The sequence below is a fragment of the Nocardia sp. NPDC049190 genome, from assembly GCF_040648115.1.
Lineage (GTDB): Bacteria > Actinomycetota > Actinomycetes > Mycobacteriales > Mycobacteriaceae > Nocardia.
Map to the genome: position 1 here is coordinate 125,250 of NZ_JBEZDE010000015.1, position 18,738 is coordinate 143,987.

At 65.0% G+C, this 18,738-nt stretch carries 13 protein-coding genes; 4 read left to right on the plus strand and 9 right to left on the minus strand.

Going from position 1 to position 18,738, the window contains the following annotated elements:
• Positions 1–2: 2 nt before the first annotated feature.
• From AB0B25_RS15875 to AB0B25_RS15890, 4 genes are all read right to left on the minus strand, one after another.
• Positions 3–449 carry a VOC family protein gene (locus tag AB0B25_RS15875; RefSeq protein WP_357179285.1) on the minus strand — a complete coding sequence of 149 codons (447 nt, stop codon included), beginning with the start codon at positions 447–449 and terminating at the stop codon, positions 3–5.
• 453 nt (positions 450–902) lie between these two features.
• Positions 903–2,525, minus strand: a complete 1,623-nt coding sequence (locus AB0B25_RS15880) for an ATP-binding cassette domain-containing protein (RefSeq protein WP_357179288.1) — start codon at positions 2,523–2,525, stop codon at positions 903–905.
• 626 nt (positions 2,526–3,151) lie between these two features.
• Entirely contained in the window at positions 3,152–3,967 is an 816-nt protein-coding gene (locus AB0B25_RS15885) for a class I SAM-dependent methyltransferase (protein ID WP_357179291.1), read from the minus strand.
• Positions 3,968–4,252: 285 nt separating this feature from the next.
• On the minus strand, positions 4,253–5,686 hold the full coding sequence (locus AB0B25_RS15890) for an aminobutyraldehyde dehydrogenase (RefSeq protein WP_357179348.1): 1,434 nt from the start codon (positions 5,684–5,686) through the stop codon (positions 4,253–4,255).
• Between the two features lie 487 nt (positions 5,687–6,173).
• Here AB0B25_RS15890 and otsB point away from each other — a divergent pair, with 487 nt between their 5' ends.
• Complete coding sequence (gene otsB / locus AB0B25_RS15895) at positions 6,174–10,133, plus strand: trehalose-phosphatase (protein WP_357179294.1); 3,960 nt, start codon at positions 6,174–6,176, stop codon at positions 10,131–10,133.
• A 124-nt stretch (positions 10,134–10,257) separates the two neighbouring features.
• On the opposite strand, the gene AB0B25_RS15900 is transcribed toward otsB, so the two are convergent.
• From AB0B25_RS15900 to AB0B25_RS15920, 5 genes are all read right to left on the minus strand, one after another.
• Positions 10,258–10,899, minus strand: coding sequence for a CBS domain-containing protein (locus AB0B25_RS15900; RefSeq protein ID WP_357179297.1), 642 nt, complete (start codon positions 10,897–10,899; stop codon positions 10,258–10,260).
• Positions 10,900–11,679: 780 nt separating this feature from the next.
• Positions 11,680–12,126: an SPW repeat protein gene (locus AB0B25_RS15905; RefSeq protein ID WP_357179299.1), complete on the minus strand. Its 447-nt coding sequence runs from the start codon at positions 12,124–12,126 to the stop codon at positions 11,680–11,682.
• A 23-nt stretch (positions 12,127–12,149) separates the two neighbouring features.
• Positions 12,150–12,635, minus strand: a complete 486-nt coding sequence (locus AB0B25_RS15910; RefSeq protein ID WP_357179302.1) for an Hsp20/alpha crystallin family protein — start codon at positions 12,633–12,635, stop codon at positions 12,150–12,152.
• Between the two features lie 138 nt (positions 12,636–12,773).
• Positions 12,774–13,760: an alpha/beta fold hydrolase gene (locus tag AB0B25_RS15915; RefSeq protein WP_357179305.1), complete on the minus strand. Its 987-nt coding sequence runs from the start codon at positions 13,758–13,760 to the stop codon at positions 12,774–12,776.
• A gap of 249 nt (positions 13,761–14,009) precedes the next feature.
• Complete coding sequence (locus tag AB0B25_RS15920) at positions 14,010–14,888, minus strand: slipin family protein (RefSeq protein WP_357179308.1); 879 nt, start codon at positions 14,886–14,888, stop codon at positions 14,010–14,012.
• Between the two features lie 538 nt (positions 14,889–15,426).
• Here AB0B25_RS15920 and AB0B25_RS15925 point away from each other — a divergent pair.
• The 3 genes from AB0B25_RS15925 to AB0B25_RS15935 all read left to right on the plus strand — a co-directional run bounded on the left by AB0B25_RS15925 (position 15,427) and on the right by AB0B25_RS15935 (position 18,736).
• Entirely contained in the window at positions 15,427–16,779 is a 1,353-nt protein-coding gene (locus tag AB0B25_RS15925; RefSeq protein WP_357179311.1) for a phosphoribosyltransferase family protein, read from the plus strand.
• A gap of 205 nt (positions 16,780–16,984) precedes the next feature.
• Entirely contained in the window at positions 16,985–17,737 is a 753-nt protein-coding gene (locus AB0B25_RS15930; protein WP_357179314.1) for an SDR family oxidoreductase, read from the plus strand.
• Between the two features lie 9 nt (positions 17,738–17,746).
• Positions 17,747–18,736, plus strand: coding sequence for a nitroreductase family protein (locus tag AB0B25_RS15935; RefSeq protein WP_357179318.1), 990 nt, complete (start codon positions 17,747–17,749; stop codon positions 18,734–18,736).
• Positions 18,737–18,738 lie beyond the last annotated feature (2 nt).

Here is an 18,738-nt window from a genome sequence, read left to right on the forward strand (position 1 = left end):
GTTCAGCGCCCGGGAGCCCGCTCGGTGACTTCCTGCAGGTACCAGCTGTTGCCGTCCGGATCCTGGAAAGCAGCGAAGGAGCCGTAGCTGGCACGCCTCGGGTCCGGGCCCGCGACGCGTTCGGCGGTTCCGGCGTGATGGAAGACGCCGCTGGTGTCATGGAACGGTCCATCGACCTCGACACCGCGTCCGGCCAGCTCGGCGACGGCTTTCTCGATGTCGGTGACGATCAGGTGCAGGCCGTCCAGCGTCCCAGGGGCGGCGACCGTGACGCCGGTGCCGAAGATGATCGAGCATTCCGAGCCGGGAGGGGTGACCTGGACGACGTGGTATCCGTCGTCCCCCACGAACTCGGCGTCGAGGCGGAATTCGAGCTGTTCGGCGTAGAACGCCTTGGCGCGCAGGACGTTGGCGACGGGCAGGACGACGACTTCCAGTTTCAGATCCACGATTGTTCTCTCCTGTGATGGTGGGGAATTCGGGTCAGGGGGTAGTACGGACTGCTTGTTCGACGACGTCAGAGGCTGCGACGAGGGGGTACCGATCTTTACGCACCGTCTCGAGTACGTCGCGCGAGCTCGATCTATCGGCGGACGCGCCGTGAACCAAGAACGATCGTCGGCCTCGGCGCGTCCTCGGTCGGGCGGCCGGGGTGCGTAGTGATGCTCGCGGTGCAAGCGACGGCGAGGCTGCCGGCGGCAACACCGGCCGCGATTGCGGTGACCGCCCGGGCAATGCGCCGCCAAGTGCGGCCACGTCGGATTTCGACCATACGGTTTCGCCTTTCGCGCAAGCATGGTGGAGGTTGTGCTACTCAACTGTCGGCCAGAGCGCACCCGAAACACATCCGTCACCTGACGCTGGCCTTGACGTAGTTTCCCGGCGGCGCCCTGCCCGATTCCTCAGTGGCCGAGATCCTCGAGGGTGCCGTACTGCCGCAGGTGGCCGTCCGCACCGAGTTCGACGATGGTGTCGATTCCGATTCGCCGCAGGAACGCGTGGTCGTGGCTGATGACCAGGATCGCGCCCCGGTAGTCGACGAGTGCCTCGATGAGTTGCTCGACGCTGGCGATGTCGAGGTTATTGGTGGGCTCGTCGAGAATCAGCAACTGGGCGGGCGGGTCGGCGAGCAGCAGCCGCGCCAGGCAGACACGGAAGCGTTCACCGCCCGAGAGCGTCGACACGGGCCGGTCCACGCTGTCGCCGCGCAGCAGCAGCCGGGCCAGCTGATTGCGGATGGTGGAGGGCGGGGAACTGGTGGCGACCGCGCGGACGTTGTCGACCGCGCCGACGTCCTCGGCGAGCCCGTCCAGGCGTTGCGGCAGATATCCGACGCGGTCGGTGAACAGCGTGCCCCGCACGTGTCTCGGCGTGCACGTCCCGGTGCCGAGTAGATTCTCGATGAGTGTCGACTTTCCGGCGCCGTTGGGCCCGACGAGCGCGACCCGTTCCGGGCCCTGGATGACGAGTGCGTGGTCTCCGTCCCGCAGTTCCGCGATGCGCCGACCGCGTGGCACATCGGGATCGGGCAGATCGAGGTGGATGTGTTCCTCGCGGCGTACGCGGGACTCGGCGTCGGCGAGAAGCTGTTGGGCGGTGCGGACTTTCGCGTCGAGGCCGGTTCGCATCGCACCCGCGGAGGCCTGAGCCTTGCTGGCGCGGTTGCCGGCCACAATGCGCGGGATGCCGCCGTGCTGCTGCGTTGCTCTCGCCGTGCGCGCACGGCGCGCGAGTTTGGTTTCTGCCTCGATCCGTTGCCGTCGCTCGGTCGCGAGCGCTTGTTCGGCGGTGCGGGCCGCTTGCACGGCCGCGGCCTGCTGCTGGTCGAACTGTTGTTTCCAGGCGCTGTAGGGGCCGCCGAACACTTCCAGTGCCGCCGAGTGCAGTGCGGCGGTGCTGTCCATGTGTTCGAGCAGTTCGATGTCATGGCTGACGACGACGAGGACGCCTGGCCAAGTATCGACGAACGCGGTCAGCTGTGCGCGGGTGGCCCGGTCCAGATTGTTGGTCGGCTCGTCGAGCAGGGTGATCGGGGTGCGGCGGATCCGCAGCCCGGTGATGGCGGCGAGCACGGCCTGCCCGCCAGAGATTTCTCCGGTGCGGCGGTCGAGATCGGCTGCGGTGAAACCGATTTCGCCCAGAGCCTCATCAGCGCGGGCTTCGATATCCCAGTCGTCACCGACCGCCTCGAAATGCCGTTCGTCGGTGTCTCCGGCTTCGATCGCGCGAAGTGCCGTGAGCGTGCCGGCGATGCCGAGCAACTCCGCCAGAGTGGTGTGGCGCCCGAGGGGCAATGTCTGAGGTAGGTAACCGACCTCGCCCGCGACCTCGACGCGACCCGAGGTGGGTGTCAGGGTTCCTGCGATCAACCGCAGCAGCGTCGACTTGCCTGCGCCGTTACGACCGACCAGGCCCGTTCGCCCGGTCCCGAATACGCCGTTGAGCTGCGAGAGAGCAACGGCGCCGTCGGGCCACTCGAAGGACAGGTCGTGCAGCGCGATCGGCGAATACGTGGATGTCGGCATGGGTGAATCTCCTTGTGCCCGTGGCGGAAGCTTGCGGGGAAGCCCGTGAATGCGGGCTACATGCGCGGCGGCGGGCAGCAACTATCACCGTGGTGTTTTCCAAGGATGAAGGCCGCAGGTGAATACCGCGCGATGAATTCGAAGTCTCGAGCGACGGGCATCAGGCGGACAGTGATTTCACGCGAACATGTCCACGCAAATTCTGTTCATCGGATTCGATGAACACGCGACCCTGAATCGCCGCCTTCGAACAGGCGGCTACAGTCTGTCGACCTCGATGAGCACCCGGCCACACTACCACCGTGGGGCGAGCCGCGACGGTGCGGTTACAGGTGACGCACCAGCGGGTGGGATCCTGAACGGCCCCGTGCCGGTCAGGTACGCGCCCGGCTCGGGAATCGCCGAGAACGAGCGCACCTTTGTCGATCGATCTCGCACGCGGCCGGTGCACGGTCGACGAGCACACAACCGTTAGACCGTGCACCGCTATTGCCCGCGCGCGGACTACCCGTTCTATTCAGGGCAGGTGGCAGTTCCCCAGGTAACAGTCTCACGCACTGCCGAGGTAGGGCCGAAGGCGAGCCTGGTTGCGGACGCTACGGTCGACCGCGTCGAGATGCGGTCGCTCAACGTCGGCGCGCGGTGACCAAGAGGTACTCCCACTCCATCCGCCCGTTGCCGAGGTCGTGCCGGACAGCGAGATCGGCGAGGTCCCGATCCAAATCCGCGACCCGGCCGGGCTCTGCGGCGATGGCCTTGTACACGGCGACCGTCGGCCCGTAGTTGGCTTTGAAGAAGTCGCGGAATTCGATGCCGTCGGAAAAACGATCGATGACCGCTTTCTCGCGCCGCAGCTCCAGATCGGTGACACGATCGCCGAGAAGTGACCGGACATGAGCCTCGTCGCCCCACAGCGGTGGCGGCTGCGCACCGGGTGGCGGTGGCGGAGCGAACGGTTTCATCGCGGCGAACATCTGACCGATGAACCCGGTGGGCGTCCAGTTGATGAGCCCGATCGTCCCGCCCCGCTTGGTGACTCGCACCAGTTCGTCTGCGGCCGCCTGATGGAACGGTGCGAACATGACACCCACACAGGAGATGACCGCGTCGAACTCCGCGTCGGCGAAGGGCAATGCTTCGGCGTCGGCTACCTGCCACTGCAGCGTGACGCCCCGTGCGGCGGCGAGACGCCGGCCCGCCTCGAACAGCTCCGGGGTGAGGTCGCTCGCCACGACATCGGCACCGGCCTCGGCAGCCGGGATCGCCGCGTTGCCGGATCCGGCCGCAATGTCGAGCACCCGCTGACCGGGACCGATGCGGCGTGCCTCAACAAGGCGTCGGCCCAGTCCGGGGATCACCTCGGTGGCAACGGTGGGGTAGTCGCCCAGTGCCCACATTGCGCGATGCTTTGCCTTGAGATCGATGGGACTGGAGTCGGTCATCGGATGCTCCCTCGAATGTCGATGAACTCCTGGGGCTAGAATCAACGGCTTCGACGACGCATTGATATTTCGGTCTCGACAACGGGATACTCGTATGTTTCTTCGACCGTGTGGAGCGTATAAGACTCGAGGTCGGACCGGCGATTTTCCGGACTTTGCCAGCGATATCTTTCTCGAACCGACCGATGGAATTATCGCCTGACCCGATGGCGCTCGCGATCCTTGGAGCACCTGACATCGCGAATCGATCGTATCCGTCGGCACCCTCCGCCACCAGAGCGGCAGTCAGTCGATCTTCGCCATCACGTGCTTGACGCGGGTGTACTCCTCCAACCCGTACATCGACAGATCTTTGCCGTACCCGGACGACTTGAACCCACCGTGCGGCATCTCGGCGATCAGCGCGGTGTGGGTGTTGATCCACACACAGCCGAAATCGAGCGCGGCCGACACGCGGAGCGCCCTCGACACGTCCTTGGTCCACAACGAGGATGCCAGCCCGTATTCGACGGCATTGGCCCATCGGATCGCCTCGTCTTCGTCGATGAACGACTGCACCGTGATCACCGGGCCGAAAATCTCGTTCTGGCTGAGCCGGTCGTACTGGCGCAGCCCGCCGATGACCGTCGGCTCGACGTAATACCCGCAGTTGCCCTGCCGATGCCCGCCGATCACGACCGAAGCGTGATCGGGCACTTCATCGAGGAAGGCGAGTACCCGCTGTAGTTGGTCGACGTTGTTGACCGGTGGCACCCAGGCGTTCTCGTCATCGACGGCCTTGCCGAAGGTCGTTGTCGCACTGCCGGCCTGCTCGGCCAGCGCCGCGGTCAAGTCATCGGCCACCGACGCGTGACCGAGCACCCGAGTGGCCGCCGTGCAATCCTGCCCGGCATTGAAATAGCCCGAGGCCGCGATACCTTCGGCGGCAGCACCGATATCGGCGTCGGGGAACACGATTACCGGCGCCTTGCCACCCAATTCCAGATGTGTGCGCTTCAGTCGGGCGCCGGCCGACTCCGCGACCGCACGGCCTGCGGCCACCGAACCGGTGATCGACACCATCCTCGGGGTCGGATGCGCCACCATCGCCGCACCGGTCACCCGGTCACCGGTGACAACGTTGAGCACGCCGGGCGGCAGGTGCTCGGCGGCCAGTTCGGCCAGCAGCACTGTCGTCACCGGGGTGGTATCGCTCGGCTTGATCACCACGGTGTTGCCTGCCGCGATCGCGGGAACAAACTTCCAGATCGCCATCATCATCGGGTAATTCCACGGCGTCACCTGCCCGATGACGCCGACCGGCTCCCGGCGGATCCACGATGTATGGCCCGCACGGTATTCGCAGGCCGACTTACCCTCGAGAACCCGTGCCGCCCCCGCGAAGAACCGGGTCTGGTCCAGCATCTGTGGGATCTCCGCGGCCAGGGTGACGTGGTTCGGCTTACCGGTGTTTCGGCCTTCTGCCGCGACCAGCGCGTCGGCGGAATTCTCCAACTCGTCGGCGAAATCGAGCAGCGCCTTCTGTCGGTGCGACGGTGTCGTGCGTTTCCAGTCGCAGAACGCCCTGGCCGCCGCCGCGTACGCATTGTCCACATCCGCTTCGTCGGACACCGGGGCGGTGCCGTACTGATCGCCACTGGTGGGGTCGACGAGCGTCATGGTCGCACCCCCGACCGAGTCGACGAGCTTGCCGTCGATGAAGTTCTGGACCGCCGTCATCATGCTGCTCCTCGGTTGCTGTGTGCCGTTGACAATCACCTGGTGCGGGGCGTTCGATCGCCATGACATCCAGTCGACGTCACCTATTACCACCTACTCGGTAGCATTTCGATGCCGTCGACACCGAAAAGAATAAGCCTACACCTTTATCATTGCATGCGAACACTTAGCCGAAGATATTTCCATATGCAGTGATCAAGTCGATTTCATCTATCAGTACAAAAAAAACTCGCTTTCGCCACAATGCCTTCATTCATATTCCTAAAATGCCTGTCAACGGCGGAATCCTGACCACTTATCGACATCCAGATTTCGACCCTCCGGTCGGCGAGTTGATGGTTTTTCACTCTCGAGCCCCGCCGGTGGACGACTGACCGTGGACCCGCATGAAGCACTGGTCTGCATCGCGCGCTGTACTCGATGGCGTCGTGCCAGTGAGGACCAGAGTCCCTATCCGGCGGCGTAATACCGGGGACAGACTAGGAGGGTGCAAGCCAGGCAAACGGCGGGCCCGCGGATCGATTCGCGCCGCTACGATGCGGTGGTCTTCGACATGGATGGTGTGGTCACCGACAGCGCCGCCATCCACGCTTCCGTGTGGGGGCAGCTGTTCGACACCTTCCTGGCCACCCGGGCTCCGACTGTGGGGATCGACCTGTCCCCGTTCACCCAGTCCGATTACGAGCGGTTTTTCGATGACAAGCCGCGCGACGGCGGAATCGCCGACTTTCTGGCCTCTCGTGGGATCGCGCTGCCTTGGGGAATGCCGACGGATCCGGTGGACGCGGCGACCGTGTGTGGTCTGGGTAACCGCGAGGATCAGCTCTTTCTTCGGCGGATCTCCCGCGACGGAGTTCCCTCTTTCGCCTCGACCGTCGCTTTGGTCCGCCGACTACGCGCGGCGGGCATCCGCACCGCGGTCTTTTCCGCCAGCCGCCACAGCGCCCAAGTGCTCGACGCGGCCGGGATCGATGACCTGTTTCGGGTCCGCGTCGATGGCCTTGTCACCGAGAGCCTCGCTCTCCCAGGCAGACCCGATCCCGCGATCGTGCTGGAGGCTACCCGTCAACTCGGCTGTGACCCTGAACGAACAGTGGTCGTCGAGAACGCGGAAGCCGGCGTAACCGCTGGTCGGCGCGGCGGCTTCGGGCTCGTCATCGGCGTCGACCGAGTCGGGCGCACCGACCGCTTGCGGACCGGCGGAGCGGATGCGGTGGTCACCGACGCAGCGCAGATCGCGTTGTTCACCGGTTTCCGGAGGATGTCCGAGCTCCCCGACGCCATCGCCCACTGGCTGCGAATCGACGACCTGCTCGACGTCGGCAAAAGCGCCGTACTGCTGGACTTCGACGGGACCCTCGCCGACATCGTCGCCGACCCAGCCGCCGCCTCCCTGGTCGACGGCTTGCAGGCGATTCTCGCGCGACTGATACGCCAGTGCCCCGTCGCGATCATCAGCGGCCGGGATCTCGACGATCTGCTGAGCCGCGTAGACCTTCCTGGAATCTGGTACGCAGGTTGCCACGGCTTCGAACTTCTCGCGCCCGACGGGAGCCGGCATGTTCCCGACTGCGGTTTGTCGGCTGAGCCCGCCATCGCCCATGCGGTCGGGGAACTGGACCACCGTTTGCGCGACGTCCCCGGAGTCCTGATAGAACGCAAACGATTCGCAGTGGCCGTGCACCACCGCAACGTCGCCGAACAGCGGATCGCGACGGTGGTCGCCGCCGCTTATGAAGTCGGTCGAGACGCTGGTCTGCGCGTCTACAACGGTCGCAAGGTCACCGAACTGCGTCCTGACGTAGACTGGGACAAAGGCACGGCCGTGGACTGGATACTCGACCGCCTCGGCGTTCCGGCACTGCCGATCTATGTCGGCGATGACCTCACCGACGAAGACGCGTTCGACGTGATCGCCAGCGACGGCATCCCGATTGTGGTGCGCGACGCGGAAAGCCGTGATCGCCCTACCGGCGCGCACTATGCGGTCGACAGTCCTGCGGGGGTACGAGATCTACTGCGCCGGCTCGCCGAGTTCCTGTCCGGCGAAATCACCTCCACGACCGCCGAATCCTGGACGCTGAATTTCGACGGCTACGATCCCCGATCGGAAAAGTTGCGTGAAGCACTGTGCACCGTTGGAAACGGCTACATCGGTACTCGCGGTGCCGCGCCCGAATGCCGAGCGGGCACAGCGCATTACCCAGGGACGTATGTCGCGGGCACCTACAACCGACTGCGTGACGAGTTCGCCGGACGTGCCGTCGACAACGAGAGCATGGTCAATCTGCCGAACTGGTTGCCGGTGACATGGCGCATCGACGACGGTGCCTGGTTCGACATCGACGCGACCGAGCTGCAGTGCTACCGTCAGCAACTCGACCTACGGTGCGCTCTTCTCACCCGCGAATTCCGATGTCGTGACGATGTCGGCCGCATCACCACGGTCGTGCAACGGCGCTTCGCGGCCATGCACGCACCTCACATCTGCGCACTGGAGACGACCCTGACCGCCGAGAACTGGCGTGGCAGGCTGACGTTCCGTTCCGGTGTCGACGCTGCCGTGGGCAACACGCTTGTGGACCGCTATCGAGACCTGTCCAGCGACCACCTCTCGCCGATCGTTCTCACCCGGCCATCTCCACGCACAGTCCTGGCCGTTGTCGAGACCAACCAGTCCCACGTCGAGATCGCCACCGCAGTTCGAAGCACACTGCGCAGGGGTGGCGAAATCGTCTCCACTACAACGCATGACGTCGAGAGCGCGGGACTGGTCGGGCACGATGTCGGTATCGAGATGGATGTGGGGCAGACAGTCACCCTGGAGAAGGTCGTCACGATCTACACCAGCCGCGATCATGCGGTGTCGGCGCCTGGTGAACAGGCGCTGCGGACCCTCGACGACCTCGGCGGCTGGACTGAGTTGCTGGCCAGCCACACCGCTGTGTGGGAGCACCTCTGGGCACGCATGCGTATCGACCTCGACGGCAGCGCCGATGCCGTGCGCACCGTCCGGCTGCATCTGTTGCACCTGGTGCAGACCCTGTCTCCGCACACCATCGACCTCGACGTCGGCGTTCCAGCACGCGGCTTGCACGGCGAAGCCTATCGCGGCCACGTGTTCTGGGATGAGCTGTTCGTGCTGCCCGTGCTCAACATTCACTTTCCGACCCTGACCCGATCGCTGCTGCGCTACCGCTATCGTCGGCTGCCAGAGGCCCGGCGTAGCGCCCGCGCACTCGGGCGCCTCGGTGCGTTGTTTCCGTGGCAGTCCGGCAGCGATGGCCGCGAGGAAAGCCAGCAATTGCACCTGAATCCGCGGTCCGGACGCTGGAATCCGGACTCGAGCAACCGCGCCCACCACGCCGGTGTGGCGGTCGCCTTCAATGTCTGGCAGTACTACCAGGTGACCGGTGATACCGGTTTCCTCGCTGAATCCGGCGCCGAACTCTTGGTGGAGATCGCACGATTCTGGGCAAGCAGCGCCACTTACGATCGCGGCGACGACCGCTACCACATTCGCGGCGTGATCGGCCCCGACGAGTTCCACTCCGGATATCCGCATGCGCCCGACGACGGGGTCGATGACAACGCTTACACCAATGTCATGTCGGCATGGGTGATTCGTCGGGCCCACGATGCGCTGCGACAACTCGCGCCGCGTGTTCGAGCCGAACTGCTGGAGTCGCTACAGATCCCGCCGTCGGAGCCAGCGCACTGGGCGGAGATCGCCGACCGGATGTTCATACCGTTTCACGACGGGGTGATCAGCCAATTCGCGGGATACGACGCACTGGCCGAGTTCGATTGGGACGGCTATCGCCGTCGTTACGGCGATATCGGACGTCTGGACCGCATCCTCGACGCCGAGGGGGACGACGTGAACCGCTACCGCGTCGCCAAGCAAGCCGACGTGGTGATGCTGTTCTACCTCCTATCAGCGGACGAACTGCGAGAGTTGCTGGGCGGAATGGGATATGAACTGCCAGGCGAGATGATCCCCCGCACCGTCGACTATTACCGGGCTCGCACCTCACACGGATCCACACTCAGCGCCGTGGTGCACTCATGGGTGTTGGCACGCGCCAACCGCGACCGCGCCATGGATTTCTTCGCAACCGTGCTGGAGTCCGATATCGCAGACATCCAAGGAGGCACGACCGCCGAAGGTATTCACTTGGCCGCCATGGCAGGCAGCGTCGACTTGTTGCAGCGCTGCTTCACCGGGCTGGAGATTCGCGGCGGGCGATTGATTTTCAACCCACGATGGCCACAGAGCCTGGGAGCCCTGAGTTTCCCGATCGTCTACCGCGGCCATCGGCTCACGGTCCGAATCGACGCCGACACTGTAGAAGTGGCCTCCGACCCCGATCACGCGCAGGCCGTTGAGATCGAATGCCGCAACAAACGTTACCGACTCGAGGCAGGCGGCACGGTGCGGTTCTGACTCAGACCGTCTCCTCCCTGCTTGGTCGACATCGGGCGACTGCCGTCGGTAAGAGTAGATCAGAGCGTGGCCGGGGCTGTTGATCGCCACGGGAAGGGCTGACGCTCCACAGTGGCGGTTTCGGTTACACGATGGAGTCGTCTGCCCGGTGCTGCAGCCATTCCGTCAACGGCATCGTCGGCGGCCGCGTCGACAGAGGCGGGTCGGCCACGATCTCCACGTCATCGACGCCGTTGACGGTGCGCACGAGCTCCGCGATGGTGCGCTGCTCATCCTCGTCGGCGAAGCGACCCCGGATGATCGCCCGGCCCTCGGCGATCTCGACCGACCATTGCCGTCTACTACCAACGTAGTTGTCGAGCAGGGCGTGGATATCGGCTTCCACTGCCATCGTGTTGCGGGCCAGGGCGCGCAGTAGATCACGACGAGCGACAATGCCGACAAGCACCCCCGCCTCGACCACCGGCATCGACCGCAGGTTTCCGGTGAGCATCCGGGAGGCGATGGCAGAGACGGTCGTACCCGGCTGGATCACCTCGGCCGGGACCGTCATCACCGCCGCTACGGTCGCGGTCCGGTGCGCGATTCGGGCAGCCAGCGCATCACCTTCCGACAGCATGCCGATCACACGGTCCTGTTCATCGACGACCGGTAGCGCAGCGAATCCGCCTTCGGTCAGTAGCGAAATAGCCTCGGGCAGTGGTGTGTCGGGCCGCGCCGTAACGACCGGTCGGCTGAAAATATCGCGGGCATACACGAGATTCACCTCCAGGATGGAACCAAGTGCCAGGGATCGGCAAATCTGACGAGCGAGCTGAGTGGTGCTACCGATCGACCAGACACACGGATGTGCTCAGGCTCGCCGGAGTCACCATCGGATTCTGCGTCATGACCAGCCTCCCTTCTTCATCTCACTGCGCGGCTCCCGACGCGGCTAGAGGCGAAAGCCCCTGCAGATCGTCCGTTGGCAGCCGACTCCGTGCCGACCAGGAATTCAGTCGACGGTGCTGTCCCAGACGAAGAAGCAGTATGGCGGGCACATTGTCGACGTGTTTCGCGGTATCCGGGCACCAGGTGGAATCGACTGCGGCATCTACAGCGACACCCAGTTCGTCGGGGGCAGCGCGCTCCGCGGGCCTGCGCGTGGTGCGCCGCGACGTCCGCTTCACAGTGGTCAGACCCGGTCGCACACAGAGCGAACTGACCGACCAAGGTGACTCGGCCGAGGCCCAGGCCGCCGCTAGTGCCCAGCAGCTGCCGATACCGGCCTCGGCCTTCGTCGAGGCCATCGCTTTCGCGATCGGTCACGTCGATCGTCGACGTCTACGAGCTGATCGTGCGCCGGACTGCGCGGGGTTGGCCGTCGCGCGCCACGGTCCGCCCCATGCAACCGCACGATAGCCGAGATCGAGCATGGCCTCCCGCCGCGGACGCCGGATAAGTGTTCAGGACCGCGCGTATCCAGCCACAAGAGGACGTTCTGGATGCTATTCGGGGGGCTGGGCTCCAGCAGCGCCTGGTCTACCTCTTGTCCCTGAGCGGTCGGTCATCGTGGTGGCTGCAGCCGGGTGGGCCGCCGCATTCCCACAGCAGCGGCGCCCAGGCCCAGTACGCACACCACCGCACCGACGACGACGTTGGACCAGATCATCGCGGTGGTGGTATCGACACCGGAGACGATCCACGGGGAAACGATCATCCAGACCCCGAGCAGCGGGGCGACGAATGCCATACCGTGAGTGCGGCCGTATGCGGACCCGAATGCCAATGCCAGCAATGCGACCGCGATACCGCAGACCAGGTTGGTCATTGTCAACGACGTCTGGCCGGAAAAGCCGATGATCCAGGCCGACGCCGCGGCATACAAGCCGGACAGCAGCATCAGCCCGTCGGCGACCTGCGCGACGGGTTGTTCAGCTGCTTGGTCGTAGCGCTCACGCAACGCGACGATATCGGGGTGGGTGTGGATCGGGGTGTGCGTGGGTGTCGACATGTGCTCATCTCCTCGACGGCTCGTCAGGACTTCTTGCCGGTGACCTTGGCTTTCGATTGGTGTGCGGTGACTTGGTGTACCTCGATGTGCTTTTCGGCCGTCTGCGGTTCGGTGATCGGCATCGACACGGTGAGGATTCCGTCGGTGTAGGTGGCGTCGATGTCGTCTTCCTTCGCTCCGGCGGGCAACGGGATCGAGCGGTAGAAGCTGCCGTATCGGAATTCCGATCGGGTGCCTTCTTTCTTTTCTTCGCTGCGTTCGGCCTTGATCGTGAGTTGTCCGTCGCGGACACTGACGTCGACGTCCTTTGTCGGGTCCACACCGGGTAGTTCGGCGCGCAGGGTGTAACGGCCGCTCTCGACGTCTTCTTCCACGCGGATCATGTGGCCCTCGAGCGACGTCCACGGGGGCATCGACTCGAGTCTGGCCATCAGATCCGGCCAATCGGGCATGGCAGGCAGATTCGACAACCAGGACTGGCGTTGGCGGTGGGGAGAAAGGGTGCTCATGTCAACTCCAACGAGACGGGAACAAACGATGACACTTCGATTGCACTCGCTCACCGCGCCGCGGCAGTAGGGCCGACGGTCATTCCCTCGGGGACGAGGGTCCTCGGGATGGGCACCGGGTAGGTCTGCACCGTCGTCCTAGGGTCCGAAGACCTCGCCCCGTGAAGTTCTGCGGTGTCTGCTGCTGCTGGTGTCGTCAGCCGACGCTGGCGCCGGACCAGGGCCTGGACGGCGTGATGTCCTTGATCGTTGCGCTGCGGGTCGGGCGGTGGTGGCGTCGGGGCCGGTAACTGGTTCGCCGATCACGTTGGTGATGAGTTCGCCGAAGGCGTGGGGGTCGTCCATGAGCCAGGTGTGCCCGCCGGGCACGGTGATGGTGTGAGGGTCACCGAGGGCGGTCTGCAACGACATCGAGGTTGCTTCGGGGATGACCGTGTCCCGCTTGCTCCACACCACGAAGATGGGCAGCCGGCGTTCGGCGAGGGTAGCGAGTTCGGGGGCCAGGTCGGCAGTTCGGGCGATGTGGGCGACTTCCCGTATCGCGGTCGGGTTCCGCAGCATGTTCGGCACCGCATCGCGCAAGATCACCGGCAGGACCCGGGTCAGTTGTCGACCGAGGAGCAGGTCGGCCTGTAGGTGCAGGCCCCAGTCCCACAACGGACGTTCGCGCAGCGCGCGTAGCACTCCACGGCCGTCGGTCCACGCCGAGCCGCCGATGGAGTTCACGAGAACGAGCCGCTCGGCGAGGTCGGGCAGGTCGTGGGCGGCTTTGATCGCGACGCCGCCGCCGAAGGAGTGCCCGACCACGGTCACCGGTCGGGCCAGGTCGATCGCGTCGGCGAACCGGCCGACCCACCGCGCGTATCCGGCAAGGGTTCGCTGCTCGACCGGCAGACTGGCGGTGCCGCCGAACCCGGGAAGCGCCGGGATGTACACGCGCACTCCCATCCGGATGAGCTGCTCGAGCGGGCGGGCATACGCTGACCCGCCGAGTCCCCACCCGTGCAGGAACAGCACCCCAGCACCGGACCCGCCGACCGCGAATCGGGCGGTGCGGCCCTCGACCAGAGTCGACTGCCACCACAGACCAGGAAAGCGGAGCTGTGGTGGCCGTTCCGCGTTCATACCTACCACCACTCGATAATCGCCGATGCCTCTATCCAGCCGGAAGGGCGCAACGTCCGGAACGCCTGGGTCACCGGCCTGTCGATTTCGGGACTTTTGACACCGTCCGATCCGGTCGTTCCGCCGCACGACTCCTACGCCGACGTGTATCGCGAATATTTTCAGAAGGAAAATATCGACATCGCCCGATATCCGGGGCGGGATCTTCCACACTGCCTCGTCCACAAGACCCGAAGGATCCGCGGCAGGTCAATCCGGCGTGTGCACCTCGACTGCGGTGCTCGCCGTCCCGTTGTGGGTCGGTGTCGAGACCGGCGGGGTCGTCGGCGGCGTCTTGGCCGTGGGGGTCAAGGTCGCGGAGGTGGTGCTTTCGCGGGCGAAGAACGCGCCGATATCACCGATCGCACTCATCAATGGCGCCGGGAACACCACGGTGGTGTTCTTGTCGACGCCCAGTTCGAGCAGAGTCTGCAGGTTGCGCAATTGCAGAGCCAGCGGATGGGCCATCATGGTGTCGGAGGCGTCACCGAGTGCTGCGGCCGCCAGGGATTCGCCCTCGGCAGCAATGATTTTGGCTCGCTTCTCCCGTTCCGCTTCGGCTTGACGGGCCATGGCCCGTTTCATGGTCTCGGGCAGTTGGATGTCCTTTAATTCGACCAGGGTTACTTCGACACCCCACTCCAGAGTAGTGGTATCGAGAATCTGCCGAATGTCGGCGTTGATGGCGTCGGTGTCGGCCAATGCTTGGTCGAGGGTGTGCTGCCCGACGACCTTGCGGAGCGTGGTTTGGGCGATCTGATCGATGGCGGCATAGACATTCTCGATGGCGACGACCGATTTCTCGGCATCGACAACACGGAAGTAGGCAACAGCGGAAATATCTACGCTGACGTTGTCACGGGTGATGATGCCTTGGGATTGAATTGGCATCGTGATGATACGCATCGACACCTTCCGCAATCGATCGATCACCGGAATGATGACCCTCAGACCAGGTTCCCTGACCGCGATCACGCGTCCGAGACGGAACAACACTCCTTTCTCGTACTGAGTCACCACCCGAATCGACAGCCACGCCACGATCAATGCCGCGATGAACACTGCGAAAGCAATCACGAGTGCGTTCATGACTTCTCCTCACCGACGCGAACTCGCGTCGGCATCCGAAACGAAGGTGGTTGACGGTGCCGCCGCCGAATGCCTACATAGCGACCACCAAGGCTCGCTCGACGCGGACACCCGCGCGAGACGACTACCCACCTTCAGAATGCGCACCCACACACCGCTCTCACAGAGCCGAACGACACCACCCGCTGGGCACTTCGTCGCCGAGAGGAAGAAGCCCGACAAGCCTTACCGGGATTTGAAGACCGAATACTGCGGGCGAGCCATCGCGCCGGATCGCTTCGACGAGGAGTTCAGTGCGGTTGCACAGCGCCCACTGGCGTGCCGCGACACGTTCACCGTCGACGAAGGTATCGCCGTCGACACCACGGCCTGCCGGCGCATACGGTGGCAGGCCGTGGTGTCGACTCTGCCGGGCGTTTATCGCCACCGGTCTCTCGCACGCCTGCCCGGGACCAATTCCTCTCGACTCGGCGACGATCGGTCCTGCCGCGATGCCGTATCGCAGCCCAGACTGGAAAGATCCCTGAGGAGGTTTGCGATGCTGTTCGATGACCGCCGTGACGCCGGCCGCCGGCTGGCGGCGCGGTTGAAGTATCTCCGGGACGAAAACGTTGTCGTGGTCGGCCTGCCGCGCGGCGGTGTACCGGTCGCCTACGAAGTCGCGCGTGCACTGGGGGCGCCGCTGGATGTGATCGTGGTGCGCAAGCTCGGCGTCCCACACCAGCCGGAGCTCGCGTTCGGCGCGATCGGCGAGGGCGACGTCCAGGTGATCAACGATGTCGTTGTCGCAGACGTACGGCTTGCCCGCGAGGAGATGGCGGCGGTGGAACACCATGAGCGCGAGGAACTCTCGCGGCGTGCGGGCCGGTTACGGCGCACGCACCCGCGTGTCCCGCTATTGGGCCGCACTGTGGTCGTCGTCGACGATGGCATCGCTACCGGGGCGACCGCCCGCGCCGCCTGCCAGGTGGCGCGGGCGCAGGGCGCGCAGCGCGTCGTGCTGGCCGTTCCGGTGGCACCCCGCGACACGCTGGAGGTACTGGCGGACGACGCCGACGAGGTGATCTGTCTGGAGGTGCCTGTGTGGTTCGGCGCCGTCGGCTGCTGGTATCGCCGATTCGGCCAGGTCTCCGACGCGGCGGTCGCCGATCTGCTGAGTCGGGTCGCGGGAGATCTCCCCGAACCGCAGCCGGCTCCCGCGGGTGATCCACCGCTGCGCGACGAAGAGGTGCGAGTGTTCGCAGACAAGGTGGAACTGGCGGGGCATCTCACCGTTCCGGAGAATCCGATCGGAATGGTGATATTCGCTCACGGCAGTGGTAGCAGCCGCCACAGCCCGCGTAACCGCTATGTCGCAGGGGTGCTGAATCTAGCCGGGCTGGCCACATTGCTTTTCGATCTGCTCACGCCGGATGAGGAGATCCATCGGGCGCGGGTGTTCGATATCGAGCTGCTGTCGCGGCGGCTTGTCGATGTGACCTGCTGGTTGACCCACCAAGAACATGTCACCGGCCTACGGATCGGGTACTTCGGGGCGAGCACGGGGGCTGCCGCGGCGCTTCGGGCGGCTGCTGACCCGGAGGCGGATGTCGCCGCAGTGGTGTCTCGTGGCGGTCGGCCGGATCTGGCCGGTGCCGAACTGGCCGCGGTGCGGGCACCGACGCTGCTGATCGTCGGCGGCCACGACCATGTCGTGCTCGAGCTGAATCGTAGTGCGGCGCAGGGGATGTCCTGCGAAACCGTGCTGGCGGTGGTACCTGGTGCCACCCATCTGTTCGCCGAGCCGGGCGCGTTGGAGAAGGTCGCCGAACTTGCCCGCGACTGGTTGGTGAAGCAGCTGGCACCCACGCCGGTCGTCGACCGCGGCTCGAGATCAGACACACGGTTGTGACATCGGTTCGTATCCTGTCCGAGACAGTGGCACGACCGTCAGCGGGTCAATCGGCGGCGCCACATCGAGCGGTGGTGGCCTGTGTGGGCCTATCGTGGCCGGACGGCCCGGGATTCGGTGACTTTCGGCCGTCATCTGCGCCCCTGCGTCGCGCAATGCTGAAGTCACGAAGCGTGCGGCGATAGACGGCTGAGAGGTGATTGTCGTGGCCGAATTCGGAGGCAGAAGCGCGGTTGTTACCGGAGGTGCGCACGGTATCGGCGCGGCCGTGGTGGCTATGTTGGCGAAGGAGCACATCTCCGTTGTGATCGGCGATCTGCTCGAAGGTGAGGGCACCGCGCTGGCCGATACGCTGGGACCGAGCGTGATCTTCCGCCGACTGGATGTGACCGACGAGGCCAGCTGGCGTGCGGTCCTGGATGACGCCGAGACGGAGTTCGGTCCATTGGGAGTGTTGGTCAATAACGCCGGCATCATCGAATACGGTGGCGTCGAATCCGAATCTCCGACGATGTTTCGGCATGTCATCGGTGTCAATCTCTACGGCGCATGGCTCGGCATGCATCTGGCGGCGCCGCGGATGCGCGCCGCGGGCGGTGGGGTGATCGTCAACATCTCATCCACCGCCGGGCTCATCGGGTACGCGGGTATCGGCGGCTATGTGGCTAGCAAATGGGGTTTGCGGGGTCTGACAAAGGCGGCTGCCTTGGAGCTCGGGCAGGCGAATGTGCGTGTGTGTTCGATACATCCCGGCCCCATCCATACGCCGACGAGCGAGGGCACCGGCGAACCCCTTGCGGCGGCCCAGCCACTGGCCCGCTTCGGTGAGCCCGAGGAGGTCGCGGCGATGGTGCGATTCTTGGTCACCGAGGCCACCTACTCGACCGGTTCGGAATTCGTGCTCGACGGCGGCGCCACCGCCGGTCAGGTTCTTGGCCTTCCGAACGAATCCCGATAGGGGTACTCCATGCCGAAAACACACCCCGATCCCGAAACTCTACGATCCGCGCTTGCCTTGGCTGCGCGGGCGCCCTCGGTACACAACACCCAGCCGTGGCGATGGCGGCTCGGTGACGAGTCGGTGCACCTGTATGCCGACCAGAGCCGACAGCTGCAGCACACGGACCCGGATAGTCGCGATCTAATGCTGAGTTGTGGTGCGGCACTGCATCATCTACAGGTCGCAGCTCGCGCATTCGGATGGGACGTGTTGATCCATCGGTTGCCGGATCCGGCCGTACCCGAGCATCTCGCCGCCGTCGAATTCCATCGCACCACATTCACCCCGGAGGACGAGCAAATGGCGCGCGCTATCAATGCGCGCCGCACCGATCGGCGCCGCTACACCTCCTGGGAGGTGCCGGACGCACATGTCGAGGCCATCATCGCCGCCGGCGCCGCGCATGGAGTACTCGTGCGCGATGTGGATTCCGAACCGGCTCGGACACAATTGCTGCGGGCATTCGAACAGGCGGCGCGGGAACATGCCCGCGATTTGTCCTACGGCGTCGAACTCGCGCAATGGAGTGGCAGGCACGCGGCTCCGCAGGGAGTTCCCGCACGCAACGCGGTACTGCCTGCCGACGATCCGACCGTGCGGCCGTTCTCGGATCCGGGCCTGCCTCAGGCGGTTGTCCGCGACATCGACGCCGCGGACCGGATGATGCTGCTGAGCACCAGCAGCGATGATCGGTTGTCTCAACTGCGGGCAGGCGAGGCCGCGAGCGCGGTGCTGCTGACCGCCACGACACTCGGTCTGGCGACCTGTCCGCTCACCGAGCCGATGGAGTTGACCGACACCAGGAGCCGGATTCGCACGCGTGTTCTGGACAACACCGGATATCCGCAGATCATCGTCCGGATCGGTTGGGCGGTGACGAGTGCCGACCCGGTGCCGGCCACTCCGCGCCGACCGCTCGACGAGTTCCTATACCCACTGGATACGGCAGGTTCGTGACG